The following is a 23,209-nucleotide window of genomic DNA, read 5'->3' as shown; positions in this document are numbered from 1 at the left end:
TACGGCGTATAATATCCTTATACTAAGACGGAGGAGTGTTTTCTATGAAACGTTGCATTGTAATGGCTGGAATAGTTGAAATGGCAGAATAAGCATACAGGAGGGTTAATCAGATGGCTATTCCAGAAAAACTCATCTATCCACGTACGGGGGATAAAGATACCGTATATTTAGAGAACGTAATCACCAATCCGAACATAAACGTCGGCAGCTACACGATGTATAATGATTTTGTAAATGACCCGGTTCTGTTCGAGAAGAACAATGTATTATACCATTATCCTATCAACGAAGATAAGCTTGTAATCGGGAAATTTTGTTCCATCGCGTGTGGTGCAAGATTTTTGTTCAACAGCGCGAACCACAGCATGCATTCATTGTCCACGTATCCGTTCCCCCTTTTCTTCGAAGAATGGGGACTTGACCGCAGGGACGTTTCCCGTTCCTGGGACAACAAAGGGGATATCATGGTAGGCAATGACGTATGGATTGGATATGAGGCTGTGATTCTTGCAGGCGTCACCATAGGAGACGGGGCAATCATCGGTACACGTTCGCTCGTGACAAAAGATGTGCCGCCGTATACGATAGTCGGAGGCGTGCCGGCAAGACCTATCAGGAAGCGGTTTTCCGAGGAGACGATCCATGACTTGCTAGAAATCAGGTGGTGGGACTGGCCGAAGGAAAAAATAGAGGCTAAGATCAGCGCAATACAGTCAGGCTGTATAGAAGAAATGAAAGTTTCGTAAAGCTGCGTCGGGCGATGTGACGTTGCTATGAAAAGAGCCGGAATCAGGCAGGGGATGTTGTCTCATCTAACAGCCCCGTACCTGCTTCCGGCTCTTTTCAGCCCGGAAGAAGTCGTCTGCCGGAACCGGTCTGGAAAAATAGTACCCCTGTCCGATGTCGCAGGAGAGCGACTTCAAAAATTCAAGCTGTTGTTCCGTCTCGATTCCCTCGGCCACGGTAGCGGCGGACAGATCCTTTGCCAGATGTATGACATTGCGTATGATGGCTTCGTTCCGGCCGGATTCTGCCTGGAAAGAGAGAAATTCCCGGTCCAGCTTAATCTCGTCGACATGCAGTTCCCGCAGCGTATTGAGGGAAGAGTAGCCGCTTCCGAAGTCGTCCATGGACACCTTGAAGCCCATGGCGTGAAGTTTGGCGATGACTGTCTTGATCCGCTCCAGATTATTCATTGCAACGGTTTCCGTCACTTCCAAGATGATAAGCGCCGGATTGACGGCGTAGGAGCGGACAATCTCTTCCAGCTTGTTCAGGTATTCCGCATCATAGAAAAAGATCCGTGACTGGTTCACCGCGATGGGCACAGCGGGGTATCCCATCTTGCCCCAGTCCGCCAGGCGGCGGCAGGCTTCTTCCAACATGTACATGTCCAGCCTCGTGATGAACCCGTTCTGTTCAAATACCGGAATGAACTCATCGGGATATATCATCTTCCCGTCACCGGGCAGCCAGCGCACAAGTGCCTCTGCGCTGTGCAGAAGCCCTGTGTTCAGCGAAAATTTTGGCTGGAGATACATGATAAATTCATGATTTTCAACCGCATTCCACATCCGGTTCTCTATTTCTGTCCTTCTGGCGGCCTTTTCGTGCAGATGCCTGTCGTAGAAGGCGATGGAATCCATCTCATTCCCCTTTACGCTTTCAAGCGCAAGCAGCGCGCCGTTCATTACGCTATCAAAATCGGTATTCACTGCAGACCTTCCGCTCTCGCTCTCATCGATAATCATTACTCCGAAATTGCAGAGGATATGATAATCCTGGTTCCGGCTCAGCCTGAACTTATGAATCTGCTCCTGAATCAACTTCAGCCGCTTGGCCAGCTCTTTCTGGCGGCGGCATTTCAGAAGCATGCCAAATTGGTCTGCGTTGTCCCGGTAGCAGAGCTCATGCTCGCCGATGTTGGCAGCAAGCACGGCGGCGATATGCCTCAGCAGCATGTTGCCGGCATCGTAGCCATAAAATTCATTGACAAATTTAAAACCGTTTATATTCAGCAGCACCATGGCATAATTTCTGGAGTCGTTAAAGAGCCGCTGCATGTCGAGGATAAATTTGTTGCGGTTGTCCGAACCTGTAAGGACATCTGTGTACGCAAGCCTTGTTATCTCCTCTCTGCTTTTTTTGATAATATGATAGATATACAAAAAGAGGACAGAAAAAAGGGCGGTAATGCAGATCATGATTACAAGGAAGACGGTCATAAGCGTACTGAAATTTTCACTCAGGTAATCTTGTGGAACGACACAGAATAAATTCCAGTCATTGATTCCGATTGGTAGGATCGTCGTCCAGTATTTTTGATTCCTGTATTCAAAAGTAGAGAAGGAGCTCTGCCCGGATTTTGCGGACTGCTCAATATATTTCCTGTCTTCAGGAGATACATTCCCGTCATCAAAGATATTTTTAATGTCTTTCTGGATTACAGCGTGGGAAGAGCGTACGACATAGTCTCCGTTGCTTCGTATGATATGTGTGTATGCGTTTCCTCCGAAAAGTTTCTGCTCAATGATGGATGAGAACACGGTCGAGCTTGTGGTGGCAGTCAAAGCACCTGTGACGGCGCCGTCCAGATAGACAGGAACACTATAGCAGTTTACCGTATCGCCTGAGAATATATCCGTAAGGGTATCAGATACGGTGTCCTCCCCTGCGAGCGTCTTCTGTATGAAAGATTCATTTCCGACATCGATACCATAATGCTCCGCGCCGTCAGTATCTATGAAATACCCCGTGCCGTCAGACTGGATGTAACCCATCCGCAGGAAATCGTTCTGACTGCTTTCCGCCCGAAGCTGCTCCAATATCTGAGCCAGACCTATATCCCCGCTTTTTTCAATAAAAGTTGACAGTGCCCGCAGTGTCTGAAGGCTGCCGTCAATTTTTATATCTATCGCGTTCTTGTACTGGGACACGACTTCGTTCAAATATTGTTTCGCTTCCTGCTCCTGCGTATTCTTAAGACTCTTATAGGAAAAGATACTGATGACGGACAGGACGACTGCGATGACGATGCCAAGCATACCGGCAGCTGATATTTGCTTTCTTAGACTCTGGGACTTTAATTGCTTCAACATAGATATCCTTCTTTATATACGGTTTTTTATTTTCCGAACCTGTCTTTCATAATATTGTATCATGAAAATGCCTGCAATATAAATTATATAAGATTGTTTGAAATGTGACAAGCTGTTTGAGCAAAAGATCATATCAGATGGATGAAAGAAATAAAAGGTTATGCCTTTTAAAAAATAAGACTTTGGTGTATAGTAGTAAAGTAGGTTTAGCAGATTGGAGAACGATATATGGCAGAAAAAATCGTATTGATAGACGGACACAGTATATTGAACAGGGCTTTCTATGGCCTTCCCGACCTGACCAATTCAGAAGGCCTTCACACGAATGCCGTCTATGGATTCCTGAATATTATGTTTAAGATACTGGACGAGGAGGCGCCGGAATATCTGACTGTTGCCTTCGATGTACATGCCCCGACCTTCCGCCATGAAATGTACGCAGAATACAAAGGGACAAGAAAACCGATGGCAGAAGAACTCAGACAGCAGGTGCCTGTCATTAAAGACGTGCTCAGAGCCATGGGCATCAATATTATTGAGAAAGCAGGGCTGGAGGCCGACGATCTTCTCGGGACGATATCAAAGCATTGTGGGGAGCGAGGGATGGAAGTCGCTGTCATCAGCGGGGACAGAGATCTTCTGCAGCTTGCGACCGAACATGTGAAGATCCGCATCCCCAAGACGAAGCAGGGGAGAACAGAGATAGAAGATTATTATGCCGCGGATGTAAAGGAACGGTATCAGGTGACTCCTACGGAGTTTATTGACCTGAAAGCATTGATGGGCGATTCCTCCGATAATATTCCGGGCGTTCCAAGTATTGGGGAAAAGACTGCCACAAAAATCATAAGCGAATACCATTCCATTGAGAATGCATATGAGCATGTGGATGAGCTGAAGCCGCCGCGGGCCGCCAAAGCGCTCAAGGAGCACTGGGATATGGCGGTCATGAGCAGGAAGCTGGCGGAGATAGATGTAGATGCGGAGGTCGAATTCAAGCTGGATGAGGCTGAGCTTGGCAACGTATTTACAGAAGAAGCTTATGGATGGTTCCAGCGGCTGCAGTTTAAGAACCTGCTCGGCAAATTTGATGTGAAAGCACCGTCAAACACTGTAGAGGACAGTTTCAGAGAGATTACTGAACTGGCGGAAGCCGGCAGGGTATTGGAAGAGGCGAAGCATGCAGCACTTGCAGGAGCCGCGGTGTTCAAAGATACGAAGGGGACCCTGCCGCTTTTTGCCGGACAGGCAGTTGCGGGAGGAATCGGACTCTGCTACGGGGAAGACAAGATATTCTGTATCAGGGCCGGCAGCGGCATCACGATGGAATATCTGCTTGCAGAGCTAGAAGAAGTGTCCGGAAGCGTGAAGACGTTCTCTATGTTCGATATCAAAGAATCGATGAAATATGTCTCGGTTGCAGACCCATTGACATGTTTTGACGTGACGATAGCGGCCTATCTTCTAAATCCGCTGAAGAACGACTATACGTACGAGGACGTCGCGCGCGAGCAGCTTGGACTTATGCTGGAAGAGAAGGTGGACGATTATGTAAAGGTATGCTATGAGGCGTACACGGCTTACGCCGCTGTGGAGCCGCTCCGCCAGAAGATGGAAGAAGAGCTGATGGGACATCTGTTCACCGATATAGAGATGCCTCTCGTATTCACCTTGTACGATATGGAACGCAGTGGCGTCAGGATTGAGGCTGAAGCACTCAAATTTTATGGCGAGCAGCTTGGAATCAAAATTGAAGAGCTGGAAAAAGAGATCTACGAAGCGGCCGGAGAGGAATTCAACATCAATTCACCGAAGCAGCTTGGCGTTATCCTGTTTGACAAGATGGGGCTGAAAGGCGGCAAAAAGACAAAGACTGGCTATTCGACCGCAGCTGACGTGCTCGACAAGCTGGCGCCGGATTATCCAGTCGTGGCTCAGATATTGGAATACCGCCAGCTTACGAAGCTGAAATCGACTTATGCTGACGGGCTTGCGAATTATATCAGCGAGGATGGGAGGATCCACGGCAAGTTCAACCAGACGATTACGGCGACCGGAAGAATCAGCAGCACAGAGCCGAACCTGCAGAATATTCCGATTCGGATGGAGCTTGGCAGGCTGATCCGCAAAGTGTTCATACCAGAGGACGGTTATGTGTTTATCGACGCGGACTATTCCCAGATAGAACTGCGTGTCCTGGCGCACTGCTCCGGTGATGAACAGCTTATCAATGCATACAAAGAGCAGAAAGATATCCACCGCATTACTGCGTCCCAGGTATTCCATGTACCGTTCGAGGAGGTGTCAGACCTTCAGAGAAGGAACGCAAAAGCAGTCAACTTCGGCATCGTATACGGAATCAGCTCGTTCGGGCTGAGCCAGGACTTGAGCATCACGAGGAAAGAAGCGGCAACATACATTGACGATTACTTTAAGACCTATCCGGGTATCAAGATATTTCTGGACGATACGGTTGCACATGCCAAAGAGATGGGCTACGTTGTGACCCTTTTCGGGAGAAGGCGTCCGGTTCCGGAGCTGTCTTCCAGCAATTTCATGCAGCGGTCATTTGGTGAGCGGGTGGCAATGAACGCCCCGATCCAGGGCACTGCGGCAGACATCATGAAGATAGCGATGATAGGGGTGAACAGGCGCCTGAAAGAGAACCATATGAAGTCGCGGCTCGTCCTGCAGGTACACGATGAGCTGCTCATAGAGGCGTTCCGGCCGGAGCTGGAGGATGTGAAGGTGATACTCAGGGAAGAGATGGAGAATGCAGCGTCTCTGGAAGTTCCGCTGGAAATAGATATGCATACAGGAGACAACTGGTACGAAGCAAAATAGCAGAGGGATAACATATGAAGATTATTGGCATCACAGGCGGTGTGGGAGCTGGAAAGACACAGATACTGGAATACTTGAATGACAGGTACGGTGCTACCATATGCCAGGCCGACGAGGTGGCGAGGAAGCTCCAGAAGAAGGGGACAGACTGCCACAGGGCGATTGCCGGGCATTTCGGGGAGAAGATACTGGACAGCAGAGGAGAGCTGGACAGGGAGAGGCTGGCTCAAATCATATTTACCGATGAAAAGGAACGTGCCGCTCTCAATGAAATCGTCCATCCTGCGGTAAAAGAAGAAGTACGAAAGATAATAAAACGAGAAGAGAGAAAGCATACGAGCCTTTTTATCCTGGAGGCGGCCCTTCTCATAGACGATCATTATGAGCAGATCTGCGATGAGATATGGTACGTCTATGTGGAGGATGCCATCCGGAAAAAGCGGTTGATCTATGCAAGAGGATATGACGCGGAGAAGGTGGATGATATTATCGCATCGCAGCTTCCCAAAGAAGTCTTCCTCAGGAACTGTGACAGAGTTATCGATAACAGCGGCCTTTTCGAGGAGACAAAGATGCAGCTGGACGAGATGGTCCGGAATCTTTGGTAATCTGGACATCTAAAGTTCAGACATATATAAAGGACAGGAGTGTATACATACATGAGACTATGCAGCATAGCTAGCGGGAGCAGCGGAAACTGTATCTATGTGGGGGATGACGACACGCATCTGCTCGTAGATACCGGAATCAGTAAAAAAAGGATAGATGCGGGATTGCATACGCTTGGAATCAAGGGCGACGAGATTGAGGGCATCCTGATTACCCATGAGCATATCGACCATATACAGGGGCTTGGCGTATTCAGCAGGAAGTACGAAGTGCCAATCTATGCCACGGGTGGGACGATAGAGGGAATCCGATGCACGAACAGTATCGGCAGGATGCCCGAAGGGCTGCTGCATGAGATTAATATAGACGAGTCATTTTCGCTCGGCAGTCTGGACATACAGCCATTCGCCATCTCCCACGATGCGCGGCAGCCGTCCGGCTACCGTATAGAAGATGGCGACAAGGCGGTCGCGGTAGCTACTGACCTCGGCAAATATGACGCATACACGGTAGCGCATCTGAAAGAGCTTGACGCAGTGCTTCTTGAGGCAAACCACGACATCCACATGCTGGAAGTAGGCCCTTATCCTTACCCGCTGAAACGCAGGGTGATGGGAGAAAAGGGGCATCTATCCAATGAATTGTCAGGGCGGCTTCTTTGTGATATACTTCATGACAATCTCAAATATGTAATGCTTGGACATCTGAGCAAGGAAAACAATTACGAAGAACTTGCCTATGAGACGGTCAAACTTGAAGTCAGCCTTGGGGACAATCCTTATAAAGGAGAAGATATTCCGGTGATGGTAGCCAAGCGGGATACAGTATCAGAAATCATAACAGTGTAGGAAGACAGGAGGAAGATCATGAAGAAATGTATCATTACAGTAGTTGGAAAGGACACCGTGGGTATCATAGCCAGAGTCTGCACTTACCTTGCAGAGACGAACATCAACGTGCTCGACATCTCCCAGACGATTGTCAACGGGTATTTTAATATGATGGCTGTCGTTGACGTGACAACTGCTACAAAAGAGATTGCCGCGGTCTCGAAAGAGCTGGAAGAAGTAGGGCTTGGGATTGGAGTGACGATCCACTGTCAGAGAGAAGAGATATTTGAAAAGATGCATCGTTTATAAGCAAAGGCAGAAAGGACAGGAAGACGGCCCATGATAAACATATATGAAGTCAATGAGACGAACCAGATGATAGAACAGGAAAATTTGGACGTAAGGACGATTACGCTTGGCATCAGCCTTATGGATTGTATGGATTCCAATCTGGAGGCGCTCAACGAAAAAATCTACAGGAAGATTACTTCCACGGCGGAGAACCTCGTCTCTACCGGGGAGCAGATCGAGAGGGAATATGGGATACCAATCGTTAATAAGAGAATATCTGTAACACCTGCGGCGCTGGTCGGCAGTGCGGCCTGTAAGACAGAGGAAGATTTTGCGGCGCTGGCCCGTACGCTGGACAAAGCTGCTAAGGAAGTGGGAGTCAACTTCATAGGCGGATATTCCGCCCTTGTATCTAAAGCGATGACAAAAAGCGATGAGGCTCTTATACGTTCCATCCCGCAGGCACTGGCATGTACGGAGCGGGTATGCAGCTCTGTGAATGTCGGTTCTACGAGAACGGGAATCAATATGGATGCGGTCCGCCTGTGCGGAGAGATGGTCAAGGAAACGGCGGAGGCGACAAAAGAACACGACTCCCTCGGCTGCGCCAAACTCGTCATTTTCTGCAACGCGCCAGATGACAATCCGTTCATGGCAGGGGCGTTTCTCGGTGTGACAGAAGGTGATGCGGTTATCAATGTAGGAGTCAGCGGGCCAGGAGTAGTGAAACATGCCATCGAGCAGGTGCGCGGCAGGGGATTTGAAGAATTGTGCGAGACAATCAAGAAGACGGCGTTCAAGGTGACGCGGGTCGGCCAGCTTGTCGCGGGAGAGGCATCCAGACGGATGGGCGTCCCGTTCGGCATCGTAGATCTGTCTCTGGCGCCGACGCCGTCCGTGGGGGACAGCGTAGCGGAGATCCTGGAAGAAATTGGTCTGGAGCGGACCGGGGCGCCAGGTACGACGGCGGCGCTGGCCATGCTCAATGACCAGGTTAAAAAGGGAGGTGTTATGGCATCTTCTTATGTGGGAGGCTTAAGTGGTGCTTTTATACCGGTGAGCGAAGACCAGGGGATGATTGATGCGGTAAATGCAGGAGCCCTAACGCTGGAGAAGCTGGAGGCAATGACGTGCGTCTGTTCCGTGGGTCTTGACATGATAGCCGTCCCCGGCAAGACGAAAGCTTCTACCATCTCCGGAATCATCGCGGATGAGATGGCTATCGGGATGGTCAACCAGAAGACGACGGCGGTCCGCCTCATACCGGTAATCGGCAAGGATGTAGGAGATACGGCGGAATTTGGAGGACTGCTTGGCTATGCCCCGATAATGCCGGTCAATGAATTTGACTGCAGCGGGTTCGTGAACCGAAAAGGGAGGATTCCGGCACCGATACACAGTTTCAAAAATTAGAGAGGTAAATAAATGGGAAAAGTAGCAGTTGTGACAGACAGCAACAGTGGAATAACACAGGAAGAAGGGAAAAGGCGGGGCATCCGCATACTGCCGATGCCATTTTATATCAGCGGGGAGCTGTTCTATGAGGATATAACGCTCAGCCAGGAAGAGTTCTATCAGAGGCTTGGAGAGGATGCGGAGATATCCACTTCGCAGCCGTCTCCTGCAGATGTGATGGAGCTGTGGGAGGAACTGCTGTCCGAGTACGATGAGATCATCCATATACCTATGTCCAGCGGACTGAGCAGTTCCTGTGAGACGGCAAAGATGCTGTCCAAGGAATTTGACGGCAAGGTGCACGTCGTTGATAACCAGAGGGTATCTGTCACGCAGCGCCAGTCTGCGCTGGATGCGATGGAGATGGTACGCCGCGGCATGACGGCATCTGAGATAGAGGACGTGCTCATGAGGGAAAGGCTGGAGGCGAGCATCTATATCACGGTGGACACGCTGAAATATTTGAGGAAAGGCGGGCGTATAACCCCAGCGGCGGCAGCGCTCGGCACAGTGCTGAACCTGAAGCCGGTGCTTCAGATTCAGGGAGAGAAGCTGGACGCGTTTGCAAAAGTACGCGGTATAAAAGCAGCGAAGCGTACGATGCTGAACGCTATGGAAAAGGATATAGAGGAGCGTTTCAAAGGCAAGAGGGTCAATCTGGAAGCCGCCTATACGTGCCAGGAGGAAGAGGCACTTGCGTGGAAGGAAGAGATTGAGGCAAGGTTCCCGGGGTATGACGTCCACATGGACAGACTGTCCTTAAGCGTAGCCTGCCATATCGGACCAGGAGCGCTTGCGGTCGCCTGCAGCAGGGTGACAGAGTTATAGAGCCTTATTGCACGGCGCTCATCACACGTGCATCTATAGGATGACGATGGACTGCTCATATTCATTTACAAAGGGCAGCTTGAACTTATTTGTTATGATTGCTTCATACAGGTTGGATGCAAAGATGTCCTGCTCCAGCATCCGGCTGCCGGTACCGCTCAGGGAATCCGCCTGGGCCAGCTTTGTAACCAGAGGGACCCGGGAGTGGGCTTTCATGTGGGTAAGGACATTCGCCGCGTCTTTCCGGAATCCGAGGATATGTGCATAATGGCAGTATCCGTCTTCCCTGCAGGAGAGCATATCGTATTTCGTTATGCCGAGCAGTATGTGGAACAGGCTTCTGCTGATTCGTGTGTAAGTCATATCTCTCGTCTTCAGAAGGTCGCAGAACTGGTCGAAGGTGATAAAATCATTGGCATGGTTCATGATGCGGTTTGCCAGGTCTTCTGTGATATCAACGTATTTGACGAGCGTGTCTTTCGTCTCCGTCAGCAGCTTATACTTTAACAAGAGAGAAAAGTCGTTGGAATATATCGGATACCGCGTACGGTGGGTCTCCTCCAGAAGCTTTATACAGGTAGGGGGAACCTGACCTTCCAGCCGGGTCAGCACTTCTGACATTACCGGCTCGTCAAACATGCCTTCATCCTCAAGGTGGATGGAGTTGCTTGCATAGGCAAGGAGCTTTCGTATGGCTGATGCGGAGCTGTAACTCTCAGAAAGGGATTCGTCGTGGTACCCGGATACCATGCGCTTGATCGTATATGTCTTTATAGGGCTCTTCTTCAGATACAGTGCCTTGATATATTCTATGCCGAGAATATTGTTCGGCTGTTCCAGCACGGCGTCAAGGGAATCATCCCTGAGGTAAGATTTCAGCGCCAGCTGGCGGGCGCGCGGAAAGGAAAGACCTTTCCGCAGCCCTTCTTGCAGTGAAAACTTATATTCTTCCGGCTCATCCGCGACTACGTGCGCAATCTGTTCCAGTCTGGCGTAATCGCCGCATTCGCTTCCAAAGCAGATGGAATCGACACAGCCAAGCTGTTCAAACAGGGATACGGCACCTGCCGCAAAGTATTCTGCGCTGCCTGTCGCAAAGCAGACCGGCAGTTCCATCACGACGGGCACACCTGCTTCCAGCGCGACTTCGGCGCGCAGATGCTTTGGCATGATGGCAGGCGCTCCTCTCTGTACATAGTTACCGCTCATGACGACGACCGCGGCGTCTGCTCCCGTGATTTCTTTCGCCTTCTCTATATGGTATAAATGCCCGTTGTGAAACGGGTTGTATTCCGTAATCAAACCTACTATTTTCATGAGAATCTCCTTGTATATCCTTCTGAAATTGATTATACTATAAAAAGACCGGGTTCGCAAAACGAATTACGTGTTTTAAGGGAGAAAGCCTTGGGAGAGGAGGGGTACGATGAGCGAAGAATCCAGCCGCGGCGATGCAGATTTTGGCGAAAATGCAGAAGCGCCGTATGATGTACCGGGAGAAGCGGAAGATTATCTGGAAGAGCGGGAAGAGCTGACAGAAGAACGTATTCTGGAAATGCTTGAAAACCGCCAGTATAAAGAGCTCAAGGAAGAGCTTGAAAATAATATGTACCCGATCGACCTGGCAGATATCCTGGAGGATTTCGAGCAGAAGCAGCTTGTGATGGTATTCCGCCTCCTGGCAAAAGAAGAGGCGGCAGAGACATTTACTTACATGAACAGCGATATGAGGGAACTGCTTATCAACGCGCTCACCGATTCCGAACTGGAAGAGGTCATGGAAGAGATGTATCTGGATGATACGGTAGACGTGCTGGAAGAGATGCCGGCCAATGTGGTAGACCGCCTTCTCATGGCGACAGACGAGGAGACGAGGCAGCAGATCAATGCGCTGCTCCAGTATCCGGAGGACAGTGCCGGAAGCGTGATGAACGTGGATTACATCGCGCTCAGGAAAGAGATGACAGTGGCAGAGTCCATACTGAAGATCAGACAGGTAGGTCTGAACAAGGAGACGATATATACATGCTATGTGACGGAAAAGCGCAGGCTGATTGGCGTTGTGGATGTTAAAGAGCTGCTCACGACAAGCGAGTCCAAGACCGTGGAAGAGATCATGGATACGAATATGCTCTATGCCCATACGACGGATGATCAGGAGGAAGTGGCCCGCACGATAACGAAGTACGGACTGATAGCACTTCCCATCGTGGACCATGAAATGTGCATGGTCGGTATCGTCACGGTCGATGATGCCATGTATGTATTACAGGAAGAGACGACAGAAGATATCAGCATAATGGCCGGCGTAAGCCCCAACGAAGAATCTTACTTCGGGACGAGTGTCATCAGCCATGTGAAGAACAGGCTGCCGTGGCTGATGTTCCTTATGCTATCCGCAACAATTACCCAGATGATCATGAACCACTATGAATCTGCACTGGCTGTCATGCCCCAGCTTGCAGGCTTTATTCCGATGCTGATGGGGACAGGCGGCAACTGCGGCTCCCAGAGCTCTACGCTCGTGATACGCGGTCTTGCTGTGGGAGAGATTGAATTCGGAGATATCGTAAAAGTTATTTTCAAGGAGATCAGAGTGGCACTTCTCGTCAGTATCATACTGTCTGCCGTGAATGGAATACGTATACTTGTCATGGGACAGGGGAACGTGATGATTGCGGTTGCCATCGGTCTGACGATGGCATGCACCATAATACTGGCGAAGATCGTAGGCTGCACGCTTCCTCTGATTGCCAAGAAAATCGGGCTCGACCCTGCTATAATGGCTACTCCGCTCATTTCTACGCTCGTGGATATCAGCACAGTGACGGTATACTTTGCGATTGTCAGCCTTATATTTTCCATATAGCCGGGGCGTTTTTGCATAGATTGGTCATATTTACCAAGATGTTAAATAAATAACGCTTATTGTATTGAAAAATAGACATAAGATTACAGGAAGAGACCTTGTTTACAAGGTCTCTTTGTATTATAATAGAAATACTGAGAATAAATGGAAAGGAGTCTATCAATCATGGGATTTATAGATGAAATCAAGGCAAAAGCCAAGACAAGCATGAAAACAATCGTGCTTCCTGAAACAGAGGATATCAGAACATATGAAGCGGCAGAAGCTGTGTTAAAGGAAGGCACGGCACATGTGGTACTTGTGGGAAGCAAGGAAGAGATTGAAAAAAACAGAGGTTCTTTCGATGTCAGCAAAGCGACGATTGTAGATCCGGCCACGAGCGAAAAGACGGATGGCTATATTGCCAAACTGGTAGAACTGAGGCAGAAGAAGGGGATGACGCAAGAGCAGGCAAGAGAACTGCTCCTTACGAATTATCTGTACTACGGGGTCATGATGGTGAAGATGAAAGACGCGGACGGCATGGTATCAGGTGCATGCCACTCTACGGCAGATACGCTTAGGCCCTGCCTTCAGATACTGAAGACGAAACCAGGTACCAAGCTTGTGTCGGCATTTTTCATAATGGTCGTTCCGGACTGTGATATGGGGGCGGATGGGACGTTCGTATTTGCGGACGCAGGACTTGAGCAGAACCCAGATCCCGAGAAGCTGGCGGCAATCGCGCTGTCCTCAGCGGATTCGTTCAGACTCCTGACAGGAAAAGAGCCGGTGGTGGCGCTTCTTTCACATTCCACGAAAGGAAGCGCAAAGCATGCCGATGTGGACAAGGTAGTGGAAGCTACACGTATCGCGAAGGAACACGCACCAGAGGGTCTTATGATTGACGGTGAATTCCAGCTTGACGCTGCCATCGTACCAGAAATAGGCGCATCAAAGGCGCCGGGAAGCCCGGTGGCAGGAAAGGCCAACGTACTCGTATTCCCTGATCTGGATGCAGGAAATATCGGTTATAAGCTCGTTCAGAGACTTGCCAAAGCGGAAGCGTACGGACCGCTGACACAGGGCATCGCCGCACCGGTCAACGATTTGTCCCGCGGCTGCAGCGCGAAGGACATCGAAGGGGTAGTGGCAATCACGGCTGTTCAGTGCATGGCTGAAAACTAGAAGGCTAAAAAAGAATAAAAGAGAGGTAATTTCAAATGAATGTATTAGTAATCAACTGCGGAAGTTCATCTTTAAAGTTCCAGCTGATCAACTCTGACACGGAGCAGGTGCTGGCAAAAGGGCTCTGCGAGAGGATAGGAATCGACGGAAGCCTTACCTATCAGCCGGCGGGCGGGGAAAAGGTCAAGTCAGACAAGCCTATGCCGACACATACGGAAGCAATCCAGTATGTCATCGATGCCCTGACCGATGCACAGACAGGTGTCGTAAAGAGCCTGGATGAGATTGGGGCGGTAGGGCACCGTGTCGTACATGGCGGCGAGAAGTTTGCAAGCTCTGTCGTGATTACGGATGAAGTGCTCCAGGCAATCGAGGAATGTAATGACCTGGCACCGCTTCATAATCCTGCCAACCTGATTGGAATCAATGCATGCGAGAAACTGATGCCAGGCACCCCGATGGTGGCGGTATTTGATACTGCATTCCACCAGACGATGCCGGAAAAGGCTTATATGTACGGCCTTCCATATGAGTATTATGAAAAATACAAAGTAAGACGCTATGGTTTCCATGGGACAAGCCACAGCTTCGTATCCAGGAGGGCGGCGGAAATCGTGGGCAGGCCTTATGAAGAACTCCGCACCATCGTATGCCACCTTGGGAACGGTGCCAGCATCTGTGCCGTCAAGGACGGGAAATCCGTGGACACTTCCATGGGGCTTACCCCTCTGGAGGGGCTCGTGATGGGAACCCGTTCCGGTGACATCGATCCGGCTATCATGGAATTTATAGCGAAAAAGGAAGGGCTCGACATTGCCGGTCTGATGAACATGCTGAACAAGAAATCAGGTGTGCTCGGTCTTTCCAATAACCTTTCCAGCGACTTCCGGGATCTGGATGCCGGGGCAAAAGAAGGAAATAAGCAGGCGGCTGTCGCGCTTCAGGTATTCGCCTACAGAGTCGCAAAATATGTCGGTGCTTATGCAGCTGCCATGAATGGCGTGGATGTTATCGCGTTTACGGCCGGGGTGGGAGAGAACTCTGGTCCGGTACGTGCCGATGTACTGGGCTATCTCGGCTATCTTGGAATTGAGGTTGAAGAAGAAGCAAACAATACGCGTGGGGAAGAGATTACGATTTCCACTCCGGATTCCAAGGTTAAGGTGATGGTGATACCGACGAACGAAGAGCTTGCGATTGCCCGTGAAACAGTTGCGCTTGTATAGTAAGCCGCACGGTGGCACAATATCTATACAAAATGACGAATTATAGGTTGACAAACCTCTTTTGCACGGATATAATAGTCTAGGTATGAATAGGGGTGACTATATGTTGATTGACCTATCCGAAGTATTGTCTGAACCGCATAAGCCGCTTGACGTGACGGCAGCTTGTACGATGCGTACGTTTCAGGGAGATGCAGGCACGTATACGGTCATGCCGGAGACGGATGTCCATATAGCTGCAGAGTACAAAAGAGGCGGAAAGCTTCTGATTGAAGGTACGTGCAGGCTTAAGGTGCTTATTCCGTGCGACCGCTGTCTCACAGAGGTGCCGGAGGAATTTGACCTGGAATTTACGAAGCAGGTCAAAGTGTCTGAGTCAGAAGAGGACAGCGGACAGACAGAAGATTATGACGAAGCGAATTATATTGACGGATATCATCTTGACGTAGACAAATTACTCTATAATGAGATATTAGTAGGATGGCCGATGAAAGTTCTATGCTGTGAGGACTGTAAAGGAATGTGCAGCGTATGTGGTCAGAACCTAAATGAGGGAACCTGTGACTGTGAAGACCCAGGTCTTGACCCTAGAATGTCAGTTATCCGCGATGTGTTTAAGAATTTTAAGGAGGTGTAACCTATGTCAATTTGTCCAAAGAATAAATCTTCTAAAGCAAGAAGAGACAAAAGAAGAGCTAACTGGAAGATGAGCGCTCCAAACTTGGTAAAGTGCAGCAAGTGCGGTGAATTAATGATGCCTCACAGAGTGTGCAAGGCTTGTGGCTCTTACAACAAAAAAGAAATCATAGCTCAGGACTAATAAGTGAAAGCAAAAAAGGCTTCCCGGTTTACCGGGGAGCTTTTTTCGCGTATCCGGAACTTATCAGATTCTGATACCATTTTAACACCATTTTAATATATGGCCCGGCGTTTTAACACAGCTTTAAGACAGGGCATGTTAGAATGAGTCCAGTTCAATGGAAAAGGGGGTTAAAGTGATGATGGATATCGCTATGGCGGGTATCCTGCTTGCATGCTTTGGACTGATGAAGGCATTTACCGAATGGTGCAGCAGACAAGTGGATACAGATACCGCGGAAAACGTCCGGGCTGAATGACGCTTAACAGATGCAGAGGATGGACATACGTGAAGGAAGGAGAAGCAAAATGATATTACTGGGAATAATTATACTGCTGCTTGCGGCATATCTGATCTATGCTCTGGTTCATCCGGAGAAATTATGATATCAACTGAGTTAAGAGTAATAAACAGGAGGACAAGAAAGTCATGTTACAGATTGCGCTGACTTTAGCGATTTTCGTATTAGCCGTGATACCTATGGGGAAATATATGTACCATATCACGACCAATAAAAGAACGTTCGCAGATCCATTATTCGACAGAGTAGACAATGGCATATACAAAGTCTGCCGGATCGACAGAAAAGGAATGAGCTGGAAGACATATGCATTAAGCCTTCTTATGACCAATGCTGTCATGGTATTGGCGGGGTATCTCGTATTAAGATTACAGCATGCATTGTTTCTGAACCCAAACGGAATAGAAGGAATGGAACCGACTCTATCCTTCAATACAATAATAAGTTTTATGACAAATACAAATCTCCAGCACTATTCGGGTGAGTCGGGGCTTTCCTACTTAAGCCAGATGCTCGTCATCATCTTTATGATGTTCACTTCAGCAGCATCCGGTTATGCGGCGTGTATGGCATTCTGCAGAGGGCTTGCAGGGAAGAGGAAAGATCTCGGCAACTTCTATGAAGATATGGTGCGTATAACGACACGTATTTTAATTCCATGGTCCATGGTCTTCGGCCTTATATTGATCTGGCAGGGATGTCCGGAGACATTCGGAGCCAATATTACGGTAGAGACGATTCAGGGAAAGCTTCAGGATTTTGCGGCAGGCCCCGTGGCTGCGCTGGAAATCATCAAGCATCTCGGAACAAACGGAGGAGGCTTCCTGGGGGCAAACTCTACGACACCGTTTGAAAACCCTACAATCATCACGAATATCGTAGAGCTTATATCCATGATGATTCTTCCGGGAGCGTGCGTGCTGACATTTGGAAAGATGTGCATGGACCGGAAAAAAGAGAAAACTGCGGCAGCTGTTAAGATCAAAGAGCCGGTATTTGGAAAACAGGGAAGAACAATTTTTGCAGCCATGTCGATCATATTCCTTGTAGGGCTGGCCGTCTGCTTCGTATCGGAAAAGGCAGGGAATCCAGTTCTTGAGACAGCGGGAGTCGGACAGGAAATGGGAAGCATGGAAGGAAAAGAAGTAAGGTTCGGTGTAGACCAGTCAGCATTGTTTACCACGGTGACAACTTCTTTTACGACTGGCACGGTCAACAATATGCATGATACACTTACACCCCTTGGAGGGATGGTGCCGCTGCTGCACATGATGCTGAACTGTGTGTTCGGTGGTAAGGGGGTGGGCCTGATGAATATGCTCATGTACGCGATACTTACCGTATTTATATGTGGCCTGATGGTAGGGCGTACACCAGAATACCTTGGTAAGAAGATAGAAGGCCGGGAAATGAAGCTTGTGGCGCTTGTACTGATTATACATCCGCTTCTGATTCTCGGGTTCTCAGCGTTGGCCGTATCTACACAAGCAGGTCTTGAGGGCATCACCAATCCTGGTTTCCACGGCCTGTCGCAGGTTCTGTATGAATATTCTTCAGCGTCTGCCAACAATGGCTCCGGTTTTGAAGGGCTGTCAGACAATACATATTTCTGGAATATCACGAGCGGGCTCGCAATGTTCTTCGGACGTTATATCGCGATTATCGCACAGCTGGCAATCGCAGGTTCGCTTCTTGCAAAGAGACAGGTGAAGGCTTCCATAGGAACGATGAGGACAGACAATGTAATATTTGCCATACTGCTTGTATTCATCGTATATATCTTCGCTGCTTTAACATTCTTCCCTGCACTTGCGCTGGGACCAATAGCAGAGCACCTTACCTTATGGTTTTCATAAAATGATGTTGGGGTCCCAAAGTCACGCTTTTTCATGCAGGCATGAAACGCATGACCTTTTGACCCTGGTATCATAAAATTTAGAAAGGGATGTAAGAGAAGAAATGTCTAAGAAACAACAAAAAACAAAGTTCGTGACGAATGATATACTGAGAAGCTCCATAACGGGTGCTTTCCAGAAGCTTCATCCGAAATATATGGTTAAGAATCCGGTCATGTTCGTAGTAGAGATAGGCTTTGTGCTGACCTTGATTATGACGATAGTTCCAACTATATTCGGCGATGATGCGTCGCTTGGCTATCTGAGGTCATACAACGGGATTGTCTGCGCCATACTCTTTGTTACGGTATTATTTGCGAACTTCGCTGAATCTGTAGCGGAAGGACGTGGAAAAGCACAGGCGGCATCGCTTAAAAAGACTAAACAGGATACACAATCCAGGCTGATTGGCAGGGACGGGACGGAAAGCACCGTGAGCGCTTCACGGCTGAAGAAGGATGATATCGTACTTGTTAAAGCCGGGGAAGTAATCCCAAATGACGGTGAGGTGGTGGAAGGTATCGCATCGGTAGATGAATCAGCGATTACCGGGGAATCGGCACCTGTCACCCGTGAAGCTGGAACGGATTTTTCATCCGTTACAGGCGGTACGACCGTAGTCAGCGACTGGCTGAAGATACGTATCACCTCCAGGCCGGGAGAATCTTTCCTGGATAAGATGATAGCGCTTGTAGAAGGGGCATCCCGGCAGAAGACGCCGAATGAAATTGCTCTGAACACACTGCTTGTGGGACTTACGGTCATTTTCATGATTGTAGTCGTATGCCTCTATCCTTTTGCTACATACTCTGGTGTACAGATACCGGTATCTACTATGATTGCTCTTCTTATATGCCTCATACCAACGACGATAGGCGGGCTATTGTCCGCAATTGGCATAGCAGGGATGGACCGGGTGACAAGGTTTAATGTCATCGCCATGTCCGGTAAAGCGGTAGAGGCATGTGGAGACGTTGATACGATGATTCTTGACAAGACAGGCACAATCACGTTCGGAAACCGTCTTGCGGCCGACTTTTATCCAGTAAAAGGGAAAAGCAAAGAAGACCTGATTGATTATGCCGTGATGAGCTCTCTCTGCGATCCGACGCCGGAAGGAAAATCGACCGTAGAGCTGGCACGGAGCCTGGGAACCAGGATAGATGACAATGCTGCAGAACAGATAGAATTTATAGAATTTACCGCACAGTCAAAAATGTCGGGAGCCAATCTCCCAAATGGTTCCATCATCAGGAAAGGAGCTGCAGACGCAATCAAAGCTATGGTGAAGAAGGATGGAGGCAGCATTCCAAAGGATCTGGATGAGATTGTGGAAAGAATAGCAGGTCTTGGGGGGACACCTCTTGTCGTCTCGGCAGATAATGTCATATATGGTGTCATCTACCTGAAGGATACCGTAAAGCCCGGGCTTGTTGAAAGGTTCCAGAGACTGAGGGATATTGGCATTAAGACAATTATGTGTACCGGAGATAATCCCCTTACAGCGGCCACAATCGCAAAAGAAGCCGGTGTGGACGGGTTCATCGCGGAATGCAGGCCGGAGGACAAGATTACGGCAATCAAGAATGAGCAGGCGGAAGGCAAGCTTGTAGCGATGACCGGAGACGGCACGAATGATGCCCCGGCACTTGCGCAGGCCGATGTTGGCCTTGCTATGAATTCCGGCACCGCTGCAGCGAAAGAGGCTGCTAATATGGTGGACCTGGATTCTGATCCGACGAAGATTCTGGAAGTAGTGGAAATAGGCAAACAGCTTTTGATAACAAGAGGTTCGCTGACCACCTTCAGCATCGCTAACGATGTGGCAAAATATTTCGCAATCATACCGGCAATGTTTACGCTGGTGATACCACAGATGCAGATGCTCAACATTATGAAGCTGTCTACACCGATGTCGGCAATCTTATCGGCACTGATATTCAATGCAATCATTATACCATGTCTGATTCCTATCGCTATGAGAGGTGTCAAGTATCAGCCGATGAGTGCAGAGCGTATGCTTTTGAAAAATATGGGCATCTATGGTTTGGGCGGCATTATCGTACCGTTTGCAGGTATTAAGCTAATTGACTGTATCGTTGCACCTTTACTGTCAGTGCTTGGAATATAGGAGGGAACTACAATGAAATCATTTTTGAAATATGTGAAAAGTGCTGTGATACTGACTGTTCTGATGCTAATCGTCTGTGGACTTGCATATCCTGCGGCGCTGACAGGGCTTGGACAGGCAATCTTCCCGCACCAGGCGAATGGAAGCCTTGTGACGGCAGAAGGGGAAAAGACAACAGATTCCGATAAAGCAGTAGGTTCCGCTATCGTGGGCCAGGACTTTTCGGATGACGCAAGATATTTCCAGGGCAGGGTATCGGGAGTTAATTATAATGTGTACACAGAGGGGGATAAAGCAGACGGCTCATATACGGGACCCGGGTCAGGCGGATCAAACCTGGCACCTTCCAATGAGGAGCTGAAGAAGAGGGTAGATGATGCTGTGGAACAATTTCTGGAAAAACATCCGGATGTAAAGGAAGGAGAGATTCCGGCCGATCTCCTGACGGCGTCGGGATCTGGCATGGATCCTGACATCACTCCGCAATCGGCCAAGATACAGATACCTGCCATCTCGGAAGCCACGGGACTAAGCGAAAGGGAACTTGAAGACATCGTAAACCGCAATACAGCCGGCAAGACGCTCGGGATATTCGGGCACGAGAGAGTCAATGTCCTGAAATGCAATCTTGAAGTTGCCAAAGCGCTTGGTGAAATATAACCTTAACTGCCGTCAGTCTGACAATGGCTGCCGGCAGCTTTTTAGCGTATAAATAGGAGAATGTGGATGAATAGTGACAAAAGGCCAAGTTCAAAAGAAATGCTTGAAAAGATTCAGGCGGAAGAAGAGAAGGTACATCAGAAAACATTCGGCATGCTTAAGATATTTCTCGGTTATGCGGCCGGAACCGGCAAGACATATGAGATGCTGGAGGCCGCCAGGGAACTTCAGCACAGCCATGTTGACGTAGTGGCAGGTTACGTAGAGCCTCACGCCCGTCCGGAGACTGCCGCCCTGCTGGAAGGGATGGAACAGATTTCTTTTCTGATGGTGGATTACAAAGGAGTAAAGATACGGGAGTTTGACTTGGACGCGGCCCTCAAGCGCAGGCCGAAAGTCCTTCTCGTTGACGAGCTGGCCCATACGAATGCTCCGGGCTGCCGTCATCAGAAAAGATACCAGGATATCGAAGAACTGCTGGAGCACGGAATCAATGTATATACGACGGTCAATATCCAGCATTTGGAAAGCCTTAACGACAATATTGCAGGCATTACTTCGATACAGATGAAAGAGAGGATACCGGACAGTATTTTTGACAAGGCGGAGCAGGTAAAACTGGTGGATATTGAACCAGAAGAACTCATCCAGCGCATGAAGTCGGGCAAAATATATCAGGGCATACAGGCCCAGCGGGCGCTCCAGAATTTCTTTACGAGGGATAAGCTTGCAGCACTGCGCGAGACAGCACTGCGGCGGATGGCGGACAGGGTGAACCATCTCGCGGAGGAAGAGAAAAAACGTCTCGGGGGCAGTGAAATCTCTACTGCCGGTGAACATGTGATGACCTGTATATCTCCCGCGCCGTCCAACGCAAAAGTAATCCGAGCGGCGGCACGCCTCGCCTATGCGTTCCACGCACAATTTACCGCTCTGTACGTAGAGACGAGAAGCCTTCAGAATGCAGATGATAGAGTAAAAAAGCGAAGAGACGATAACATACGTCTTGCAAGGACGCTTGGAGCGAAGATCGTTACGGTAAACGGTGAAGATGTGGCGAGACAGATAGCACAATACGCTAAGGTCAGCAATGTGACGAAGATTGTCATGGGCAGGACCGCACACAGAATTCTGTTCGGACAGACGAGGAAGACCCTCGTCGAGAGTCTGAATCAATATGCTCCGTCGCTGGATGTCTATATCATACCGGATCTTCAAAGCGGCATCGGACAGAAGATTTCTTTCGCTGCGGGTATGGGAAAAGGGTTTAAGAAGGTAAAGGGTTCCGACTTAATAATCATGGGAACCATGATGGCGGCCAGCACCTCGGCAGGGCTCGTTCTCAGCCGTCTGCAGCTGACAGAGGCCAACATAATTATGGCATATCTGTTAGGCGTCATGCTGACCGCCATCCATACACAGGGCTATGTATGTTCGGTGCTCGCATCTGTATTAAGCGTACTGCTTTTTAATTATTTTTTCACCATGCCGTTCTATAGCCTGCATGCATATGACAAGGGCTATCCCCTGACTTTTGCCATGATGTTCGCGGTGAGCCTCCTGACTTCGTGGAACATGTCGAAGATACAGAAGCAGAATGAGGAAAATGCCAAGCGCGCATACCGCACGGAGATACTGCTCATGAACAGCAAGAAGCTAAGACGTGTAAAAAACCGAAAAGAGATTGGCGATGAGCTGGCATCGCAGATACAGAAGCTTATGAACTTTACTGTCATCGTGTATATGAAGAACGACGGACAGATACAGGAGCCTTCTGTCTACTTGAGAAGTGGAATTGGCTGCCAATGCAGGGAAAGGCTGATTCAAGACTATACTTCTAAAGAGGAACGCGCGGTAGCTGCCTGGGTGTTTGAAAACGGCCACCGGGCCGGATGTACGACACATACGCTTCCGAGCGCGAAGGCCATCTATCTCCCGGTCATGGACAGCGACAACGTGTCGGCCGTTATAGGGATGATACTGGAGGAAAGAAGGGAAATTGGTACTTTCGAATATGATTTGATATGTGCAATGCTCGGGGAGGCGGCACTCGTATTTGCAAGGATTCAGAAGATGGAAGATATGGCGCGTAATTCTTTCACAAAATGATTGATTTTTAGAGGGATGTCTAGTAGAATTAATC

20 protein-coding genes are annotated in these 23,209 nt (G+C 49.0%); 18 read left to right on the top strand and 2 right to left on the bottom strand.

All coding sequences use genetic code 11. The annotated features are described in order from the left end of the window. Nucleotides 1-113: 113 nt before the first annotated feature. Nucleotides 114-749: a CatB-related O-acetyltransferase gene (locus HMPREF0980_RS05440; protein ID WP_049728072.1), complete on the top strand. Its 636-nt coding sequence runs from the start codon at nt 114-116 to the stop codon at nt 747-749. Between the two features lie 66 nt (nt 750-815). Here the strand turns inward: HMPREF0980_RS05440 and HMPREF0980_RS05435 are convergent, their stop codons facing one another. Next, nucleotides 816-3,101 (bottom strand): bifunctional diguanylate cyclase/phosphodiesterase, encoded by a 2,286-nt coding sequence (locus HMPREF0980_RS05435; protein ID WP_049728071.1) that lies wholly within the window; start codon nt 3,099-3,101, stop codon nt 816-818. A gap of 228 nt (nt 3,102-3,329) precedes the next feature. Between HMPREF0980_RS05435 and polA the strand changes: the two genes are divergently transcribed. Genes polA through HMPREF0980_RS05405 form a run of 6 tightly spaced genes read left to right on the top strand, consistent with a single transcriptional unit; the run spans nt 3,330 to nt 9,958 of the window. Further along, nucleotides 3,330-5,945, top strand: coding sequence for a DNA polymerase I (gene polA / locus HMPREF0980_RS05430; RefSeq protein ID WP_049728070.1), 2,616 nt, complete (start codon nt 3,330-3,332; stop codon nt 5,943-5,945). A 14-nt stretch (nt 5,946-5,959) separates the two neighbouring features. Further along, nucleotides 5,960-6,553: a dephospho-CoA kinase gene (gene coaE, locus HMPREF0980_RS05425; protein WP_049728069.1), complete on the top strand. Its 594-nt coding sequence runs from the start codon at nt 5,960-5,962 to the stop codon at nt 6,551-6,553. Between the two features lie 51 nt (nt 6,554-6,604). Continuing rightward, complete coding sequence (locus HMPREF0980_RS05420; protein WP_049728068.1) at nt 6,605-7,402, top strand: MBL fold metallo-hydrolase; 798 nt, start codon at nt 6,605-6,607, stop codon at nt 7,400-7,402. 18 nt (nt 7,403-7,420) lie between these two features. Beyond that, nucleotides 7,421-7,693 carry an ACT domain-containing protein gene (locus HMPREF0980_RS05415; protein WP_049728067.1) on the top strand — a complete coding sequence of 91 codons (273 nt, stop codon included), beginning with the start codon at nt 7,421-7,423 and terminating at the stop codon, nt 7,691-7,693. A gap of 30 nt (nt 7,694-7,723) precedes the next feature. Beyond that, a complete protein-coding gene (locus HMPREF0980_RS05410; protein ID WP_049728066.1) occupies nt 7,724-9,088 on the top strand; it encodes a PFL family protein in 1,365 nt (454 codons plus the stop codon). 12 nt (nt 9,089-9,100) lie between these two features. After that, entirely contained in the window at nt 9,101-9,958 is an 858-nt protein-coding gene (locus HMPREF0980_RS05405) for a DegV family protein (protein WP_049728065.1), read from the top strand. Nucleotides 9,959-9,991: 33 nt separating this feature from the next. On the opposite strand, the gene HMPREF0980_RS05400 is transcribed toward HMPREF0980_RS05405, so the two are convergent. Continuing rightward, entirely contained in the window at nt 9,992-11,275 is a 1,284-nt protein-coding gene (locus HMPREF0980_RS05400) for a nucleotidyltransferase (protein ID WP_049728064.1), read from the bottom strand. 214 nt (nt 11,276-11,489) lie between these two features. On the opposite strand from HMPREF0980_RS05400, the gene mgtE reads away from it, so the two are divergent. From mgtE to HMPREF0980_RS05355, 11 genes are all read left to right on the top strand, one after another. Next, nucleotides 11,490-12,827 carry a magnesium transporter gene (mgtE, locus tag HMPREF0980_RS05395; RefSeq protein ID WP_198146199.1) on the top strand — a complete coding sequence of 446 codons (1,338 nt, stop codon included), beginning with the start codon at nt 11,490-11,492 and terminating at the stop codon, nt 12,825-12,827. 165 nt (nt 12,828-12,992) lie between these two features. After that, entirely contained in the window at nt 12,993-13,994 is a 1,002-nt protein-coding gene (gene pta, locus HMPREF0980_RS05390; protein WP_049728063.1) for a phosphate acetyltransferase, read from the top strand. 35 nt (nt 13,995-14,029) lie between these two features. Continuing rightward, nucleotides 14,030-15,220 (top strand): acetate kinase, encoded by a 1,191-nt coding sequence (locus tag HMPREF0980_RS05385; RefSeq protein ID WP_049728062.1) that lies wholly within the window; start codon nt 14,030-14,032, stop codon nt 15,218-15,220. A gap of 103 nt (nt 15,221-15,323) precedes the next feature. Beyond that, nucleotides 15,324-15,857 (top strand): YceD family protein, encoded by a 534-nt coding sequence (locus HMPREF0980_RS05380; protein WP_049728061.1) that lies wholly within the window; start codon nt 15,324-15,326, stop codon nt 15,855-15,857. A gap of 3 nt (nt 15,858-15,860) precedes the next feature. After that, nucleotides 15,861-16,040, top strand: a complete 180-nt coding sequence (gene rpmF, locus HMPREF0980_RS05375; RefSeq protein ID WP_005332600.1) for a 50S ribosomal protein L32 — start codon at nt 15,861-15,863, stop codon at nt 16,038-16,040. A gap of 157 nt (nt 16,041-16,197) precedes the next feature. Next, nucleotides 16,198-16,338, top strand: a complete 141-nt coding sequence (locus HMPREF0980_RS18865; RefSeq protein WP_157039363.1) for a hypothetical protein — start codon at nt 16,198-16,200, stop codon at nt 16,336-16,338. Nucleotides 16,339-16,348: 10 nt separating this feature from the next. Beyond that, on the top strand, nt 16,349-16,465 hold the full coding sequence (kdpF, locus tag HMPREF0980_RS20020) for a K(+)-transporting ATPase subunit F (protein WP_084002655.1): 117 nt from the start codon (nt 16,349-16,351) through the stop codon (nt 16,463-16,465). Between the two features lie 43 nt (nt 16,466-16,508). Next, complete coding sequence (kdpA, locus tag HMPREF0980_RS05370) at nt 16,509-18,236, top strand: potassium-transporting ATPase subunit KdpA (protein WP_049728060.1); 1,728 nt, start codon at nt 16,509-16,511, stop codon at nt 18,234-18,236. Between the two features lie 103 nt (nt 18,237-18,339). Continuing rightward, nucleotides 18,340-20,406, top strand: coding sequence for a potassium-transporting ATPase subunit KdpB (gene kdpB / locus HMPREF0980_RS05365; RefSeq protein ID WP_049728059.1), 2,067 nt, complete (start codon nt 18,340-18,342; stop codon nt 20,404-20,406). Between the two features lie 12 nt (nt 20,407-20,418). Next, complete coding sequence (gene kdpC / locus HMPREF0980_RS05360) at nt 20,419-21,066, top strand: potassium-transporting ATPase subunit KdpC (protein WP_049728058.1); 648 nt, start codon at nt 20,419-20,421, stop codon at nt 21,064-21,066. A gap of 66 nt (nt 21,067-21,132) precedes the next feature. Then, complete coding sequence (locus HMPREF0980_RS05355; protein WP_049728057.1) at nt 21,133-23,175, top strand: DUF4118 domain-containing protein; 2,043 nt, start codon at nt 21,133-21,135, stop codon at nt 23,173-23,175. Nucleotides 23,176-23,209: the final 34 nt, after the last annotated feature.

The sequence above is a fragment of the Dorea sp. D27 genome (genome assembly GCF_001185345.1).
GTDB lineage: Bacteria > Bacillota > Clostridia > Lachnospirales > Lachnospiraceae > Extibacter.
This window is presented reverse-complemented; position numbering and strand designations above follow the sequence as displayed.

What these genes read in the sequence shown, in the direction of transcription:
- HMPREF0980_RS05440 (WP_049728072.1), top strand. Translation starts at nt 114, where the DNA reads ATGGCTATTCCAGAAAAACTCATCTATCCACGTACGGGGGATAAAGAT.
- HMPREF0980_RS05435 (WP_049728071.1), bottom strand. Translation starts at nt 3,101, where the DNA reads ATGTTGAAGCAATTAAAGTCCCAGAGTCTAAGAAAGCAAATATCAGCT.
- polA (WP_049728070.1), top strand. Translation starts at nt 3,330, where the DNA reads ATGGCAGAAAAAATCGTATTGATAGACGGACACAGTATATTGAACAGG.
- coaE (WP_049728069.1), top strand. Translation starts at nt 5,960, where the DNA reads ATGAAGATTATTGGCATCACAGGCGGTGTGGGAGCTGGAAAGACACAG.
- HMPREF0980_RS05420 (WP_049728068.1), top strand. Translation starts at nt 6,605, where the DNA reads ATGAGACTATGCAGCATAGCTAGCGGGAGCAGCGGAAACTGTATCTAT.
- HMPREF0980_RS05415 (WP_049728067.1), top strand. Translation starts at nt 7,421, where the DNA reads ATGAAGAAATGTATCATTACAGTAGTTGGAAAGGACACCGTGGGTATC.
- HMPREF0980_RS05410 (WP_049728066.1), top strand. Translation starts at nt 7,724, where the DNA reads ATGATAAACATATATGAAGTCAATGAGACGAACCAGATGATAGAACAG.
- HMPREF0980_RS05405 (WP_049728065.1), top strand. Translation starts at nt 9,101, where the DNA reads ATGGGAAAAGTAGCAGTTGTGACAGACAGCAACAGTGGAATAACACAG.
- HMPREF0980_RS05400 (WP_049728064.1), bottom strand. Translation starts at nt 11,275, where the DNA reads ATGAAAATAGTAGGTTTGATTACGGAATACAACCCGTTTCACAACGGG.
- pta (WP_049728063.1), top strand. Translation starts at nt 12,993, where the DNA reads ATGGGATTTATAGATGAAATCAAGGCAAAAGCCAAGACAAGCATGAAA.
- HMPREF0980_RS05385 (WP_049728062.1), top strand. Translation starts at nt 14,030, where the DNA reads ATGAATGTATTAGTAATCAACTGCGGAAGTTCATCTTTAAAGTTCCAG.
- HMPREF0980_RS05380 (WP_049728061.1), top strand. Translation starts at nt 15,324, where the DNA reads ATGTTGATTGACCTATCCGAAGTATTGTCTGAACCGCATAAGCCGCTT.
- rpmF (WP_005332600.1), top strand. Translation starts at nt 15,861, where the DNA reads ATGTCAATTTGTCCAAAGAATAAATCTTCTAAAGCAAGAAGAGACAAA.
- HMPREF0980_RS18865 (WP_157039363.1), top strand. Translation starts at nt 16,198, where the DNA reads ATGGAAAAGGGGGTTAAAGTGATGATGGATATCGCTATGGCGGGTATC.
- kdpF (WP_084002655.1), top strand. Translation starts at nt 16,349, where the DNA reads ATGCAGAGGATGGACATACGTGAAGGAAGGAGAAGCAAAATGATATTA.
- kdpA (WP_049728060.1), top strand. Translation starts at nt 16,509, where the DNA reads ATGTTACAGATTGCGCTGACTTTAGCGATTTTCGTATTAGCCGTGATA.
- kdpB (WP_049728059.1), top strand. Translation starts at nt 18,340, where the DNA reads ATGTCTAAGAAACAACAAAAAACAAAGTTCGTGACGAATGATATACTG.
- kdpC (WP_049728058.1), top strand. Translation starts at nt 20,419, where the DNA reads ATGAAATCATTTTTGAAATATGTGAAAAGTGCTGTGATACTGACTGTT.
- HMPREF0980_RS05355 (WP_049728057.1), top strand. Translation starts at nt 21,133, where the DNA reads ATGAATAGTGACAAAAGGCCAAGTTCAAAAGAAATGCTTGAAAAGATT.